12 protein-coding genes are annotated in these 15,381 nt (G+C 72.6%); 9 read left to right on the forward strand and 3 right to left on the reverse strand.

Going from position 1 to position 15,381, the window contains the following annotated elements; all coding sequences use genetic code 11:
* Positions 1-58 precede the first annotated feature (58 nt).
* From CFP65_RS23100 to CFP65_RS23115, 4 genes are all read left to right on the forward strand, one after another.
* Positions 59-1,969 carry a hypothetical protein gene (locus CFP65_RS23100; protein WP_104817985.1) on the forward strand — a complete coding sequence of 637 codons (1,911 nt, stop codon included), beginning with the start codon at positions 59-61 and terminating at the stop codon, positions 1,967-1,969.
* 66 nt (positions 1,970-2,035) lie between these two features.
* Positions 2,036-4,777 (forward strand): hypothetical protein, encoded by a 2,742-nt coding sequence (locus CFP65_RS23105; RefSeq protein WP_104817986.1) that lies wholly within the window; start codon positions 2,036-2,038, stop codon positions 4,775-4,777.
* A gap of 150 nt (positions 4,778-4,927) precedes the next feature.
* Complete coding sequence (locus CFP65_RS23110; RefSeq protein ID WP_104817987.1) at positions 4,928-5,581, forward strand: GNAT family N-acetyltransferase; 654 nt, start codon at positions 4,928-4,930, stop codon at positions 5,579-5,581.
* 147 nt (positions 5,582-5,728) lie between these two features.
* Entirely contained in the window at positions 5,729-6,400 is a 672-nt protein-coding gene (locus tag CFP65_RS23115; protein ID WP_104817988.1) for a hypothetical protein, read from the forward strand.
* 43 nt (positions 6,401-6,443) lie between these two features.
* On the opposite strand, the gene CFP65_RS23120 is transcribed toward CFP65_RS23115, so the two are convergent.
* The 3 genes from CFP65_RS23120 to CFP65_RS23130 form a co-directional block, all read right to left on the reverse strand.
* Positions 6,444-6,878, reverse strand: coding sequence for a DUF3052 domain-containing protein (locus tag CFP65_RS23120; protein ID WP_104817989.1), 435 nt, complete (start codon positions 6,876-6,878; stop codon positions 6,444-6,446).
* A 319-nt stretch (positions 6,879-7,197) separates the two neighbouring features.
* On the reverse strand, positions 7,198-8,106 hold the full coding sequence (locus tag CFP65_RS23125) for a peptidase (RefSeq protein ID WP_254552526.1): 909 nt from the start codon (positions 8,104-8,106) through the stop codon (positions 7,198-7,200).
* Between the two features lie 14 nt (positions 8,107-8,120).
* On the reverse strand, positions 8,121-9,530 hold the full coding sequence (locus tag CFP65_RS23130) for a VWA domain-containing protein (RefSeq protein WP_217368180.1): 1,410 nt from the start codon (positions 9,528-9,530) through the stop codon (positions 8,121-8,123).
* A gap of 298 nt (positions 9,531-9,828) precedes the next feature.
* On the opposite strand from CFP65_RS23130, the gene CFP65_RS23135 reads away from it, so the two are divergent.
* The 5 genes from CFP65_RS23135 (at position 9,829) to CFP65_RS23155 (ending at position 15,281) form a co-directional block, all read left to right on the forward strand.
* On the forward strand, positions 9,829-10,713 hold the full coding sequence (locus tag CFP65_RS23135; protein WP_254552527.1) for an ATP-binding cassette domain-containing protein: 885 nt from the start codon (positions 9,829-9,831) through the stop codon (positions 10,711-10,713).
* Positions 10,710-11,405, forward strand: a complete 696-nt coding sequence (locus CFP65_RS23140) for an ABC transporter (RefSeq protein WP_104817991.1) — start codon at positions 10,710-10,712, stop codon at positions 11,403-11,405. The genes CFP65_RS23135 and CFP65_RS23140 overlap by 4 nt, the downstream gene beginning before the upstream one ends.
* A gap of 134 nt (positions 11,406-11,539) precedes the next feature.
* On the forward strand, positions 11,540-12,049 hold the full coding sequence (locus CFP65_RS23145) for a DUF1269 domain-containing protein (RefSeq protein WP_104817992.1): 510 nt from the start codon (positions 11,540-11,542) through the stop codon (positions 12,047-12,049).
* A 281-nt stretch (positions 12,050-12,330) separates the two neighbouring features.
* Positions 12,331-13,731 (forward strand): FtsW/RodA/SpoVE family cell cycle protein, encoded by a 1,401-nt coding sequence (locus tag CFP65_RS23150; protein ID WP_254553065.1) that lies wholly within the window; start codon positions 12,331-12,333, stop codon positions 13,729-13,731.
* Positions 13,732-13,856: 125 nt separating this feature from the next.
* On the forward strand, positions 13,857-15,281 hold the full coding sequence (locus CFP65_RS23155; RefSeq protein ID WP_254553067.1) for a penicillin-binding transpeptidase domain-containing protein: 1,425 nt from the start codon (positions 13,857-13,859) through the stop codon (positions 15,279-15,281).
* Positions 15,282-15,381: the final 100 nt, after the last annotated feature.

A 15,381-nucleotide genomic window follows, 5' to 3' on the forward strand; every position in this document is an offset into this window, starting at 1 on the left:
CCGGTGATGGCCGCACCCCGGCGCCCGGCCCGCCACTTTCTCTCACTGGAGCCACCAGATGGTCCGGGCCTCTTCGCCCTCCCTGCCCCGTCGCCTAGGCCGCCTCTCGCTGGCCGGCGCCGCCGCGCTCTCGCTCGCCACCGGCGTCACGCCGGCCTTCGCCGCCGACCCGACGCCGACCGGCTCGGTGCCGCCGCCCGCGCAGACCGGCAAGTTCGTGCCGACCACGCCCACCCGGATCCTGGACACCCGTCACGCGATCGGCGTGCCCGGCCGGACGCCGGTGGCCAACCGGGCCAGCATCCGGGTCGACACCGGCCTGGTCGCGGCGGACGTCACCGCGGTGGTCATGAACGTCACCGTCACCGACACCACCGGCCCCGGCTTCCTGACGGTGTATCCGGACGGCACCCAGCCGCCGACCACCTCGAACCTCAACTTCACGGCGGGTCAGACTGTGCCGAACCTGGTCACCGTCCCGGTCACCAACGGCCACGTCGACTTCTACAACTTCGGCGGCAGCACCGACGTCATCGCCGACCTGGCGGGCTACTACACGGACAGCGGCGCGATCGCGGGCTCCTCGTACGTGCCGCTGCCCCCCTCGCGGGCGCTCGACACCCGCTCCGCCCTCGGCACCCCCAAGGCCGCGCCGATCGGCCAGCGGGGCACCCTCAACCTCAAGCTGGCCGGCACCCACGGCATCCCGCCGAAGGGCGCCACCGCGGTCGTCCTGAACGTCACCGCGACCCGCCCGAGCACGGGCGGCTTCCTCACCGTCTACCCGCACGGCACCGCCCTGCCCACCACCTCGAACCTCAACTTCACGACCGGGCAGACCGTGCCGAACCTGGTCACCGTCCCGCTCGGCGCCGACGGCAGCGTGGACGTCTACAACTTCCTCGGCACCACCGACGTGGTCGCCGACGTGTTCGGCTACTACCAGAGCGCCCCGACCGGAGCCGGGTTCACCCCGACCGGCCCGAAGCGCATGGTCGACACCCGCGACAAGGGCCACGCCCCGATCGGCCCGGGCGGTCTCCTCCAACTCCCCGTCGCGACCGGCGGCCTCGGCACCACCAAGGTCTCCGCAGTCGTCCTGAACGTCACCGCGGTCAACGCCACCAAGGGCGGCTACCTCACCGTCTTCCCGGGCAACGGCACCAACCGCCCCACCACCTCGAACCTCAACTTCGGGCCCAAGCAGGTCGTCCCGAACATGGTCGTGGTCCCGGTCGACGACTCCGGCCTGATCAACATCTACAACTTCCTCGGCACCACCGACGTGGTGGTCGACCTGTTCGGCTACTTCACCGACCCGGTCGGCGGCCCGACCGGCCTGAGTTACGGCGGCGGCAACGCCCCGGTCTACTCCTGCGGTGCCACTGCTCCCGGCCGATGGGCGACCGTCGCGCAGGGCGACCCGATCACCCTGGGCATGGACCCGGGCCCGTTCCGGGCTCCGGGCCAGCTGTCGGACACCCAGATCCACGCCGTGGTGACCGATCCTTCCGGCAAGACCACCGACTCGGTGGCCGGCAACGCGACCCTGGCGCGCCTGACTATTCCCACGCCGTTGAGCGGGGCGTACAGCTGGTACGCCTACGCGACTGACGGTACGAAGTCCTCCCCGCCGAGTAAGCCCTGCTACTTCCAGGCGGACGGTGACAGCGTGATCACCGGTGTGCAGGTCACCTCCAACACCGGTAACGGTCCGACCCACACCGGTGACCCGCTGACCCTCACCTTCAAGGCGACCTCGACCGGTTCGACGGACGGCAAGAAGATCGCGAGCTTCTGCTACGCGGAGGAGAGCGGGAGCTGCACCCAGATCCCGGCCGATGCGAACGGCCAGGCGACGGTCAACACGACAGCCGGCCACTGGGGCACCCACGTCCTGTACGTCCAGGCGTTCACCGTCTCCGGCTGGGTCGCGTCCACCACCTCCTCGTACTACGTCGCCGGCTAGCTCCACCCGCACCGCAGGGGCGCCCGCCCCGACACCCACCGCACGCTACCCAAGACTGGAGGGCCGGTGTCCCACCGCCGCCTCACCGCGACGGCCGCCCTGTGCGCGGCCGGCCTCGCACTGATACCCGCCGTCGGCCACGCGGCCGACCACGGCGCCGACCCCACCTTCGTCCAGGCCCCGGCGCCCGCCGGTGACCTGGCGGCCGCCCGCTCGGCCGCGCTGGACACCTTCGAGAGCCCGGCGGCCAAGTCCCACCGGGTCGCCCAGGCGCTGCCCAAGGGCGTGGTGAAGAGCCGGGTGGCCGCCACCGGGCAGACGATCTACGTGTCGCCCCGCGACTGCCAGTACGGGGTCGGGACGGGCACGGCGGCCTCGCCGTTCTGCTCCGTCCAGCACGGCGTGGACGCCGCGCAGTCCGGTGACACCGTGCAGGTCGAGGGGGGCAACCTCCGGGAGTCGGTGACGGTCCACACCTCGGGCCTCACCATCCTCGGCCTCGGCAACGCGGGCGTCTTCGCCACCGACGCGCAGGCCGGCAAGCCCGCGCTGACCCTGGACGGCGCCAATGACGTGACGCTGCGCAACCTCAGCCTGGTCTCCGCCGGAGCCCCGGCGCTCAAGGTGGTCGGCTCCGCCCGGACCACGATGGACTCGGGCGTCGCGAACGCCACCGATGCTGACGCCATCACCGTCGACGGCACCTCCAAGGACGTCTCGGTCACCCGGACCTACGCCGTGGCCGGCCGCACCGTCGGCGACAAGCTGACCGGCCTGGCCACCGTCCGGGTCGCGGCCGGCGCGAGCGGGATCACCCTCAGCGCCGACGCGCTGGTCGACGGCGGCGTGGTCGCCACCGGCGTGCAGGGCCTGGCCGTGGCCGGCAACACCGTCCAGCGCGGGTGCGCCCCGGCCGTGGATCTGGACGGCGCCTCCACCGGGGTCAGCCTCCGCAACAACCTGTTCGTCGACTCCGGCCCGGTCGAGAACTCGCTGGGCAACAAGGCGGCCTGCCTGGCCGGCGGACAGAGCTGGGACCCGAGCGTGCGGGTCTCGGCGGACGCGGCGGCGGGCACCACCGCCGACACCAACACCTTCTACTTCCAGCCCGGCAACGACACCGCCCCGTACGCATTCGGCGGGACGACCTACCCGACCCTCGCCGATGTCCAGGCCAAGACCGGCCAGGCCGTGCACGACACCGTCGACACCGTCGCGCCCCGCTCGACCGTGGTCCGCGGCATGTACGGCGGCCAGGACCTGGCGCTGCAGAAGGGCTCGACCGCGATCGGCACCGCCGACCAATCGGCGCCCGGCCAGCTGGACACGGACTTCTACGGCACCAAGCCGCGCACCAGCCGCGGCGCGGTGGAGTACCTGAGCACCGACCCGGGCCTGGCGATCGGGCTGAAGATCACGAACACCAGCGCCCGGGGGGTCCAGGCCGCCACCACGCTGGTCTCGAAGAACTCCGACTTCATCGGCTACGTGGTCGACTGGGGCGACGGGCAGAAGAGCTACGGCGCGATCTCCCCGACCAGCGGCCGGATCGACCCGCACACCTACGACAAGCCGGGCCACTACACCGTCACCGTCACGGCCACGCCGAATTACACCGGCGACCAGGTGACCAACTCGGTGGACATCACCACGGCCGGCTCGCACTACACCGCGTACGGCCCGACCCGGCTGCTCGACACCCGCAACGGCACCGGTGCGCGGCTCGGCAAGGTGGGTCCGTTCTCCACCGTCCGGATCAAGGTGGCCGGCCAGGGCGGCGTGCCCGCCGACGCCGTCGCCGCGGCGCTCAACGTCACCGCGACCGGCACCGAGCAGGGCGGCTTCATCACCGCCTACCCGGTGGGCAAGGACCGCCCGGGCACCTCGAACGTCAACTACGTGGCCGGACAGACCGTGCCGAACCTGACGATCACTCCGATCGGCCAGGACGGCGAGGTCGAGTTCTACAACGGCAGCCGCGGCTCGGTCGACCTGGTCGCCGACATCACCGGCTACTTCACCCGCTCGTTCTCCAGCGCCTACACGGCCACCAGCCCGGGCCGCCTGGTCGACACCCGGATCGGCGTCGGCACGGCCAAGGGCTCGGTGCGCGGCGGCGGCTCGTTCACCGTGCAGATCGCGGGCAACCGGGTCGGCCCGCTGCCGGCGAGCGGCGTCACCGCGGTGGCCCTGAACGTCACCGTGACCGGCCCGCAGAACTCCGGCTACCTGACCGTCTTCCCGGACGGCGGCTCGACCCCGACCGCCTCCAACCTGAACTACAGCCCCGGCCAGACCGTGGCCAACGCGGTGATCGCCCCGGTCGGCGCGGACGGCAAGATCAAGATCTACAACGGCAGCTGGGGCTCGGCCGACGTGGTCGTGGACGTGATCGGCTACTACAGCCCGACCGGCGTCAGCGCCTACCTGCCGGTCACCCCGTTCCGCTGGCTCGACACCCGCAGCTGGGGCCACGGCCCGCTCAAGACCAGCGGCGACTACTACATCTACTCCCGCTTCGGTGACCCGGGCGACACCGGCTTCGTGCTCAACACCACCGTCACCAACACCACCGGCGGCGGCTACCTGACCGTCTCTCCGGACCCGAACTACATCGACGCCTACAAGAACAAGTACGCGTCCTGGCCGAACCGCCCGCTGGTCTCGACCCTGAACTGGAACCGGGGCCAGACCGTCCCGAACCTGGTCCAGGCGACCCCGGGCCCCGGCGGCATCGTGGACTTCTGGAACACCGGCAACGGCACCACCGACCTGGTGGTCGACGTGTTCGGCTTCTACACCGTCTGACGGTCGCCGAGCCGTCCGGCGATCCCGCCCGCAGGCTCCGCTCGACACAGGCCCTCCCGGGTGACCGGGAGGGCCTTCGGCGTTCCCAAGGGCCCCTGGGAACGCCGGAAATCGGATGACCGTTCCCCTCCCCGGCCCCGAGAATGGCGCATGCTGACCGACCACTGGCCCCTGCTGGGGCTCCGCCTGACCACGCCCCGCCTGGAGCTCCGGCTACCGGACGAGGAGCAGTTGGCCGCCTTGGCCGAGCTCGCCGCCGAGGGGGTCCACGAGCCCGAACGGATGCCCTTCCTGGTGCCCTGGACGGACCTCCCGCCCGCCGAACGGGCCCGCTCGGTGGTGCAGCACCACTGGCTGCGCCTGGGCACCTGGACGCCCGCCGACTGGGCCCTCACCCTCACCGTCCTGCGGGACGGCCGGGTGATCGGCCTGCAGACCCTGGCCGCCCGGGAGTTCGCCCTGCTCCGCCAGGTCAGCACCGCCTCCTGGCTCGGTCTCCGCCATCAGGGCCAGGGCTTCGGCACCGAGATGCGCGCGGCCGTCCTGCACCTGGCCTTCGCCGGCCTGCAGGCCGAGGAGGCCGTCTCGGGCGCCCTCGAGGGCAGCCACGCCTCCTACGCGGTCTCCGCCAAGCACGGTTACCGGCCGGACGGTGTCGAACACCACGTGGTGCGGGGCGCTCGGGTCACCAACCGCCGTCTCCGCCTGCTCCGTTCGGACTGGGAGCAGCACCGCGCCGTCCCCGTGACCCTCACCGGTCTCGAACCCTGCCTGCCGCTCTTCGGGGTGACCGGGGTGGGGTAGCCGGCTCGGGGTGACCGGGGTGGGGTAAACCGAACCTTCAAATCCTCGTGGTGGCACGGTCGTCAGGGGGTGGGGTGATTCGGGAGCCTTGAGGCACAGGGGTTCCGGAGCGTCCGGGGCCTCCCCGAGACCGAGGAGACGGTCGCCATGCGTGCCACGATCACCACGAAGCCGGCGCAGCCCCGGTCCGCCACCACGTCCACCCGGCGTGCCGAGCAGGACGAGCCTCGGCGGTCCGCACTCGGCCCGGCCGCGGTCAGCCCGGCCGCCTTCGGTCGAGCCGCCCTCGGTACAGCGGTCCGCGGTGCCGTCGGCCTGCCGCTCGCGGTCGCGGCCGTCCCGCTGGCGCTGACCGGCGGGGCGCGCCGGGCGGCGCGGGTCCAGCTGGCGGTGCTCCGCCGGTTCTCCCCGCAGCGGGTCCGTCCGGGTGCCCCGACGGCCAACCCCGTCCGGGTGCTGGCCCACAGCCTGCTGGCCGTCCTGCCGGCCCTGGCCGCCTTCGCCGCGACGGCGGTCGGCGCCTTCACGGTGTACTCCGGTTACCTGTACTTCCTACGGCCCGACGCGAGCTTCGCCCTCGGCCACCCGTTCACCGCCGACCGCCACTTCGACGACGCCTGGGGCGGCCCCACCCTGGTGGGTGCCTGGCTCACCCACTCCCTGGTGGCCCTCGGCATACAGGTGCTGGCGCTCGGCGCGGTGCACCTGCTCACGGCCGTGCAAGACCGCGCCGCCCGGCTCCTGCTCGCCCCGGCATCGGTCTCGGCAGCAGATCCGGCCCCGGTCCCGGTCCCGGCAACAGCAGCGGCCTCGCGCTGAGCGTCAGCTTCCCTCCGCCCTACCGCCCTACCGACTCACCGCCTCACCGAGTCTTCGGGCCCCGCATCCTCGTGCCGGACCACTCGGTCGCGACAGTGACGGATTTGGTCTGGGTGAGGCCCGCGGTCTGGGCCGCATCGGCCACGTCACTCGGCGCCACGTACCCGTCCCGTCCCGCCTTGGGGGTGAGCAGCCAGATGAAGCCGTCGTCCTCCAGTAGGCCGATCGCGTCCACCAGAGTGTCCGTCAGGTCGCCGTCATCGTCACGGAACCAGACCAGCACCACATCGGCGACATCGTCGTAGTCCTCGTCGACCAAGTCCTGTCCGGTCTGCTCCTCGATGGCTTCGCGGAGGTCGTAGGCCACGTCGTCGTCGTAGCCGATCTCCTGCACGACCTGCCCGGGCTGAAAACCCATCCGAGCCGCCAGACTGGTCTGCTCGTCCTGCGATGTCGACACCGCGGCCTCCTGCTCCATCTCCTGCTGTCTCTCCATCCCCTGCCACGAGGTTCGCCTATCGGCGGTCGGAAATGTGTTCCGACGCCGCCATCGAACCAGGATTCATCCGCACGGGGTTGTGAATCGACAAATCAACCCACCTCGGCCCAAAAGTATGCTCATTCGCACCCCGTTCTCCCCACCCCCTTCCCTTCCCTTTCCTTTCCTCCCCGTCCTTCCCCGCCTACCGATTTCACTTCCTCTTCGACTACCCCGGTCCCCCTCCTCGAATGCCGGGAGGCCGGAGCCCGGCCGGGAGGCCGAGCCCGGCCTCCCGGGGTCGAGCAGATCTGACGGTCTATGAGTGCGAGGGGTACTGCGGCGGCCGGGCCGAGTGGCGGTGGCCACGCGGGTGGCGCGTGAGGGTGTAGCCACCGATGCCGGCCAGCGCGGCCAGTCCGGCGCCGCCGATGGTCCAGAACCAGCGGGTGTTCCAACCGGAGAAGAGGTCGGAGTACCAGTGGGTCTCGGCGGGAGCGGGGGCCGGCGCGGCCGGGGCGGCGGAGGCGGCCGGCGGCACCAGCGGCGCCTTGAACTCGCCCCCCTCGGGCTGGGCGTTGTCCACGTTGCCCTTGGCGGCGATGTGCACCTCGACCTGGGCCGACAGCCCGAGGTCCTGCGGGTTGGCGTCGGGTAGCGAGAGCCGCACGTAGTAGGTGCCGGGCAGGGGGTCGCCCGACCACGGCTCGGCCCAGGACCGCACCTGACGCAGCGTGCAGTTCAGCCGCACCGAGGCGGTGGCCGGGTCGGCGGTGACGTCCTGCGGGCCGGCGGTGCAGGCCTGCCGCCGACGGAGGCCGTCGAAGACCTCCACCGACCAGGTCTGCGGGCCGTGCCGGTCGGTGGTGGGCGGGAGGCTGACGTTGACCTGGACGGTGTCCGTCTGCCCCTCGCTCGCACTGAACGCCCAGTACAGGTAGTCACCCGTGGAGGCGGCCACCGTCGCGTCCTGCCCGGCGACGAGCTTGGTCGCGGTCAGGAAGGAGGTGCCGGCAGTGGTGGCCGGCGCTGCGGCACTGCCCGGCGAGGCCGAGGTCGAGACCGAGCTCGAAGCCGAGGAGGAGGGCGAGGGCGAGGCAGCCAGCGCAGCCGGGGCCGACAGCGGCAGCAGAGCAGCCGTCGCCGCCCCGAGCAGCCCGGCCCGCCGCAGCCCGCCGGTCCGCAGTCCGGCCTGCCCGATCCTGGAGGAGCGCATGGAGGAACGCATGAGGTGTCGCATCGTCAGTTCTCCCGCCAGACAGCGATCCGCCAGCGTGCCAGCCAGCCGAAGATCAGACCGGTCAGCAGACCGGCACCGGTGAGCACCAGCAGCAGCACCCAGCCACGCCCCAGCCCGGCGGCCGGGCCGTCGGGAGCGGGGGAGGCGGCGGCCACGTCCACTGTCAGTTCGAGCGGGAAGCCGGGGTCGGCCTGGGCGCCCGCCCCGGGGGCGAGCGAGTTGCTGACGATCAGGCAGACCGTGCTGCCGGCCGCACCGGACAGCGCCACCGGCGTGCCCGCCGCTCCCGTGCCGCTTCCGGCGCCCGTCGACGGGGTGGCGGAGGCGGCGGCGGAGGAGGAGGCGGTGGCCTTGCCCGGGGCGGACCAGCGCACGCCGGTGGAGATCACATCGGTCCGGCCGCTGCCCGCGTCGGTCCCGCGGACGAGTTCCTGGCCGTTCGCGTCGGTGGCCTGGAGCAGCACGCCGTAGTCACGGGCCACGGCGCGGTCCAGCGAGACGCTCACGGCGGCCCGCAGCTCCTGCCCGGCCCGCACCGGCACCCGGTAGACCCGGTGCTCGGCGAACTTCTCCCGGTCGCTGTAGACCCCGGGGGCGAGCAGCGGGGCGTCCGGGCACTTGTCGGTGCCGGTGGTCTTCACCGGGGCCACCTTGTAGGTGTCCCCGGCCCGGTTGACCAGCTGCTTCACCTTGTCGGTGAGCTGCTGCTGGGTGCGCACGTCGGTGTAGGTGCCGCCGGTCGCGTTGGCGATGCACTCCAACTGCTGGGTGGTCTTGTCGTCGTGGGCCAGGCCGAGGGTGTCGACCACCAGGTGGGTGCCCTGGGCGGCCAGTTCGCGGGCCACCTCGCAGGGGTCCGGCGGGGCGCAGTCGTCCTCGCCGTCGGTGATGAGCACCACCCGGCGGGTGGTCTGGCCGGTGCCGAGGTCCTGGGCGGCGCCGCGCAGGGCGAGGCCGATCGGGGTCCAGCCGGTGGGGCGCAGGGTGGCGACGGCGGTCTTGGCCTCGACCTTGTCGGTCTTGCCCACGGGGTACAGCTGCTGGGTGTCCTGGCAGCCGTGCAGCTTGTCGCTGACCGGGTAGGTGGCGCCCAGGGTGCGGATGCCGAACTCGGTCTCGGCGGGCAGCGCGTCGATCACCTCGTCGATCGACTGCTGGGCAACGGAGATCCGGCTCTTGCCCTGGATGTCGGTGGCCCGCATCGAGCCGCTGACGTCCAGCACGAGGTCGACCCGCGGTGCCTCCGAGATCTGGTCCGAGTTCTTGGCGCCGGCGCCGGCGCTCTGCTGGGGCGGCGCGGTCGTTTCGTCGGCGTGCGCGGGGAGCCCGCTGAGCAGGGCCCCGGCGGCTATCGCGAGGGCCGCGAGCAGCCCCAGCGGCCGAGTCTGCCGTCGTCGTTGGATGATCGTCACGGGCGCATCCTAGGGACCGTCAGTTGCCGAAGACCAACCGGCGAAGGCGCCTTGGCCCACTCTCGCGCCGGGCGGAGGCGCACGGCTGATGGCACGTCGGGTCGTGGGCGACCGGTCGGCAGCCGGCTGGCGGCCGGGCGGGTGCCCCGGCGTTCACCTGGCCCGTCGCCCGCGTTCACGCCGCCCACACACGGGGGTCCGTAGGCTGCGGCCCGCGAGCGGACGAGAAGGGGGTTCGGTGGAGCTGCACGGTGTGGGCAAACGGTACGGCCGGGGCGGTCGGTGGGTGCTCCGTGAGGTGAGTCTGACCGTCGGTCAGGGCGAGCTGGTCCGGATCGCCGGTCCGAACGGGAGCGGCAAGTCGACGCTGCTGAAGGTGGCGGGCGGGTTGGAGTCGCCGAGCGCCGGGCGGGTGGTGGTGCGGGGGCGGCGCGCATACGTGCCCGAGCGCTTCCCACCCGCGCTGCCCTTCGACCCCCGGACCTACCTGCACCACCTCGGCCGGGCCCACGGCCTGACCACCGCCGAGGCGGCCCGGCGCAGCGCCGACTGGCTCGAACGGTTCGGCATCACCCGCTACGCCGACACTCCGCTCAGCCGGCTCTCCAAGGGCACCTGCCAGAAGGTGGCCGTCGCCCAGGCCCTGCTCGCCGAGGCGGACGTCCTGCTGCTGGACGAGGCCTGGACCGGTCTCGACCAGGCCGCCCGGGCCATGCTCGACCAGGCCGCCGCCGAGCGGGCGGCCCAGGGCGGCCGGGTCCTCTTCGTCGACCACGACCCCACCCGGCTGGCCGGCCTGACCACCGCCGGCTACGCCCTCGAGCCCACCGGCCTGAGCCCGCTCGCCACCTCCCCGGTGCCCGGCGCACCCGCCCTCGACACCCGGATCCTGATCGAGGCCCTGCCCGCCACCGGCCACCCGCTCCCCGAGCGGCTGCCGGGCGCCCCCGTCGTACGCCTCCTCTCCGACGGCGCGACCCGGCTGGAGGTGTCCGCCGAGCACTCAGACGCCCTGCTGCGCAGCCTGCTCGGCGCCGGCGCGCACATCCGTTCCCTCGGCGAGGGCGGCCCCGCGGACCGACAAGTGGGCCGACAAGAGGGCCGACAAGAGGCCCGGCGGGAGCACCGGCGCGAGCACCGGCAAGAAGGACAGGAGCAGGCAGAGGGGGAGGAGCAGGGGTGAACGGGTTGCTGCGGTACCAGTTGGAGTTGCTGTTCCGCTCGCAGCGGTGGCTGCCGCCGCTGCTGACGTACGTGTTGCTGATGGTGATCGGGCTGACGGCGGGGGAGGCGCTGCTGTCGGCGTACGGGTACGCGACGGCGGTGCTGCTGCCGGTCACGGCCTGGCTGGTGCGGTGCACGGTGACCGCCGAGGGGCCGGCCGCGCGGGCCTGTCTGGCGGCGGCGGTCGGGCGGCCCCGGGTGCACCTGTCGGCCGTGGTGGCGGCGGCCGTGGTCGCGGCCGGGCTCGGGACGGCCGGGTTCCTGGTGGTCTGGGCGTTCGGCGGGCCGACCACGGTGCGGACGGTCCCGGCCGTCCCGCCGGCCACGCTCGGGGCGACGCTGTTCGGGGCCGGGCTCGGCACGGTGGTCTGCGTGCTGCTGGGCCTGGTGGTCGGGGTGCTGGCGGTCCGTCCGGTGCTGGTACGGGCGCAGTACGGCATCCCGCTGAGCCTGGTGGGCGCGGTGCTGTTGCTGGCCCTGCCCGGTTCCCCGGCGAACGAGGTGGTCCACTCGCTGATCACCGCCTCCCGGACGGGCCGGGTCGCGCTGCCGTGGCTCGCCGCCGCCCTGGTCGAGGCGGGGCTGCTGGCGGCCCTCGCCACCTGGGGCGTCTGCCGGTTGGCGGGCCGTCGCACCGATGCGGTCGACTGACCCCGCCCACCGGGCAGGGGTCCAAATGCGGACACACCGCCTGCAATGGCAATAAATATGGCTAATCCTCGTTAGGGTGCAGAGCAAGGAGCCCGTACAGCCAGCCAAGCCTGACGCGTCGGAAGGAACACCCGGTGAGCAACCTCTTCGCGATCGCCTACCCCGATCTGGCCACCGCCCAGCAGGTCCGTGCGGAGGCGGTGAGCCTCCAGAAGCAGAAGCTGATCGAGCTGGAGGACGCCGTCGTCGTGGAACGGCGGGACGACGGCAAGATCAAGCTGCACCAGGCGGTCAGCACCACCGGCGCGGGGGCCGCCTCCGGCGCGCTCTGGGGCGGGGTGATCGGGCTGCTGTTCTTCATGCCGTTCCTCGGGGCGGCGGTCGGCGGAGCCACCGGCGCCGCGGTCGGCGCCTCGACCGACATCGGGGTGGACGACAACTTCATGCGCCAGGTCGGCGAGCACCTCCAGCCCGGCAGCGCCGCCGTCTTCCTGCTGGTCCGCAAGGCCACCGCCGACAAGGTCGTCCCGGCACTGGCCCGTTTCGGCGGCCAGATCATCCAGACCTCGCTCAGCACCGAGGCCGAGGCCGAGCTCCGCGCCACCGTCCAGGCCGCCCAGACCGGCCAGCCCGCCGGCGTCTGACCCCCGGGAGCCGGCTCGGTCTCACCCCTGGCGGTGCCCCCACGCGGGGCACCGCCCTCCGGCGTCCCAAGCCCGACCGCCGCCCCACCGTGCCCGAGCGCACAACCACGCAACCGCACGAGCGCACAAGCACGCAGGCATACAGGCACGCAAGTGCCCCAGCACCGACAGGAATCCGTAAGGAAGCCGTGGCCTCACCCTCAGCCGCCGCGCGGGCCGCCGCCCAGGCCCCGCTCCGACGCCCCGTCAAGAGCCGCCGCAACACCGAGCTCGCGCTCACCGTGGCGGCGGTGGCCGTCGCCGTCTTCGGTTACATCGAGGTCGGGGTGAACATCGACGGCAAGGTGCCCTCGGGTGCCGCCGGGTACGGTGCCGCGCTCGGGGTGCTCGCGCTGCTCGCGCACGGGGTGGTGCGCTGGAAGGCCCGGTACGCCGACCCGTTGCTGCTGCCGATCGCGGTGCTGCTCAACGGCATCGGGCTGGTGGTGATCTACCGCCTCGACCTGGCCACCCCGGGCAGCCAGGCCGCGCCGACCCAACTGCTCTGGTCCACCCTCGGGGTCGCGCTGTTCATCGCCGCGGTGATCCTTCTGCGCGACCACAAGGTGCTCCAGCGGTACGCGTACCTCGGCGCGCTGGCCGCCCTGGTGCTGCTGGTGCTGCCGATCTTCTTCCCGCCGGTCTACGGTTCGCGGATCTGGATCAAGATCGGCCCGCTCTCGTTCCAGCCCGGTGAGTTCGCCAAGATCCTGCTGGCGATCTTCTTCGCCGCCTACCTGGCCGTCCACCGGGACGCGCTCGCCCTCACCGGCCGCCGGGTCTGGCGGTTCCAGCTGCCGCGCGGGCGGGTGCTCGGCCCGGTGCTGCTGATCTGGGCGGCCTTCGTCGGGGTGCTGGTGCTGGAGACCGACCTGGGCACCTCGCTGCTCTTCTTCGGCCTCTTCGTGGTGATGCTGTACGTGGCCACCGCCCGCAGCGGGTGGATCGCGATCGGCCTGTTCCTGGCCGCCGTCGGCGCGGTCGCGGTCGGCTGGCTCTCGCCGCACGTGCACAGTCGGGTCACCGACTGGCTCGACCCGCTGGGGTCGATCGCCGCCGGTCAGGGCCCCAACCAGATCGCCCAGTCGCTGTTCGCCTTCGCCTGGGGCGGCCTGCTCGGCGCCGGGCTGGGCAACGGCCACTCGATCCTGATCCAGTTCGCCGCCAAGTCCGACTTCATCCTGGCCACCATCGGCGAGGAGCTCGGCCTGGTCGGGCTGATCGCGGTCCTGCTGCTGTACGCCCTGCTGATCTCGCGCGGCTTCCGCGCGGGCATCGCCCTGCGCGACCCGTTCGGGAGGTTGCTGGCGATCGGGCTCGCGGCCATCGTCGGCATCCAGCTCTTCGTGGTCGCGGGCGGGGTGCTCGACCTGATCCCGCTGACCGGCATGACGCTGCCGTTCATCGCCCAGGGCGGTTCCTCGGTGGTGACCAACTGGATCATCGTCGCGCTGCTGATCCGGATGAGCGACATCGCCCGCCGCCCCGAGCCGGAACCGACTCCGGGGCCGACTCCGGGGCCGACTCCTGAGCCGGGCCCCGCACCCGCGCCCGTACTCGGACCCGCGCCCGCACCCCTACCCCCACCCCCACCCGCACCCGAGCCCGGACCCCCGTCCGCGCCCGAACCGGAGGGCTCCTGATGTTCGGTCGCAGTCGCACCGCCCCCGCCGGAGAAGGCGGGAAGGGCAGCCCCAAGGGCAGGGGGAACGGCCCGCAGGGGCTGCCCGGCATCTCCACCACCGGCCGCCGGGCGGGCACCTTCTGCATGCTGCTGATCGTCGCGCTGGCCGTGCAGGCCACCCGGATCCAGGTCTTCCAGGCCGATTCGCTGGACCACAACTCGGCCAACCAGCGCCTCACCATCGAGCGGTACGGCCAGCCGCGCGGCAACATCCTGGTGGGTGCCGATCCGGTCACCGGCTCCGCACCCACCGGCGGCCGGTACGACTACAAGCGCACCTACACCGACGGCCCGCAGTACGCCGCCGTCACCGGCTTCTCCTCGCAGACCTACGGCAACACCCAGCTGGAGGGCACCGAGGACGAGCTGCTCTCCGGCACCGACACCCGGCTCGCCGGCTGGGCGCTCTGGGACGAGATCGCCCGCAAGCAGAACCCCGGCGGCGACGTCTTCACCACCATCGACAAGGCCGCTCAGCAGGCCGCGATGAAGGGCCTGGGCGACCAGAAGGGCGCGGTGGCCGCGATCGAGCCGGCCACCGGCCGGATCCTCGCGCTGGCCAGCACCCCCAGCTACGACCCCGGCAGCTTCGCGGGCGCCGGCAAGACCGACCAACAGGCCTGGGACCGGCTCCAGGCCGACACCAACCAGCCGATGCTCAACCGGGCGCTGCGTCAGATCTACCCGCCCGGCTCCACCTTCAAGGTGGTCACGGCCACGGCGGCCCTGGCCAACGGCGTGGTCACCGACATCGACAAGGGCACCGGCGCGCCCTATCCGTACGTGATGCCCGGCACCACCACCCCGCTGGTCAACGACACCACCGCCTGCGACGAGCCGAACCAGACCCTGGACCAGGCGATGGTCAGCTCCTGCAACAGCGTGATGGGCTACCTCGGCGTCCAGGTCGGCCTGGACAAGATGGTGGCGATGGCGCAGAGCTTCGGCTTCAACGACCCCAGGCTCGACATCCCGGTGCGGGCGGCCCGGAGCAACTTCGACACCAAGATGAACCAGTCGCAGGTCGCGCTCTCCTCGATCGGCCAGTTCGACACCGCCGCCACCCCGTTGGTGATGGCGATGGTCGCGGCCGGGGTGGCCAACAACGGCACGGTGATGCATCCACAGCTTGTGGACAAGCTGACCAAGAGCGACGGCAGCAGCGTCCAGGTGATGAAGCCCCGGACCTACCGGCAGGCGATGAGCCCGGCCGTGGCCCGCCAGGTGCAGCAGCTGATGACGGACGTGGTGGAGAGCGGCACCGGCTGCAGCGCCCGGATCGGCGGCGCGACCGTCGGCGGCAAGACCGGCACCGCCCAGCACGGGGTGGACAACTCCGGCATCCCGTACGCCTGGTTCATCTCCTGGGCCAAGCCCAGCGGCTCCGACCAGGTGCCCCCGGTGGCCGTCGCGGTGGTGATCGCCGACAGCGGCGCGACCGACGTCACCGGCGGCGGCCTGGCCGCCCCGATCGCCAGATCGGTGATGCAGAGCATCCTCGACCGCTGACCCCCGGAACACTCCCGCCCACTCGCGCACCACCCCTCACCAGTGAAGCTGCCCGATCGGGCAACTCCCGTCGCCGGAAGGCCTCATGACCGTCTGGCAT

This window comes from Kitasatospora sp. MMS16-BH015, from assembly GCF_002943525.1.
GTDB lineage: Bacteria > Actinomycetota > Actinomycetes > Streptomycetales > Streptomycetaceae > Kitasatospora.

Coding starts and splice junctions, on each gene's coding strand:
- CFP65_RS23125 (WP_254552526.1), bottom strand. CDS start 8,106: ATGCGTTCCTCCATGCGCTCCTCCAGGATCGGGCAGGCCGGACTGCGG.
- CFP65_RS23100 (WP_104817985.1), top strand. CDS start 59: ATGGTCCGGGCCTCTTCGCCCTCCCTGCCCCGTCGCCTAGGCCGCCTC.
- CFP65_RS23120 (WP_104817989.1), bottom strand. CDS start 6,878: ATGGAGCAGGAGGCCGCGGTGTCGACATCGCAGGACGAGCAGACCAGT.
- CFP65_RS23110 (WP_104817987.1), top strand. CDS start 4,928: ATGCTGACCGACCACTGGCCCCTGCTGGGGCTCCGCCTGACCACGCCC.
- CFP65_RS23115 (WP_104817988.1), top strand. CDS start 5,729: ATGCGTGCCACGATCACCACGAAGCCGGCGCAGCCCCGGTCCGCCACC.
- CFP65_RS23155 (WP_254553067.1), top strand. CDS start 13,857: ATGCTGCTGATCGTCGCGCTGGCCGTGCAGGCCACCCGGATCCAGGTC.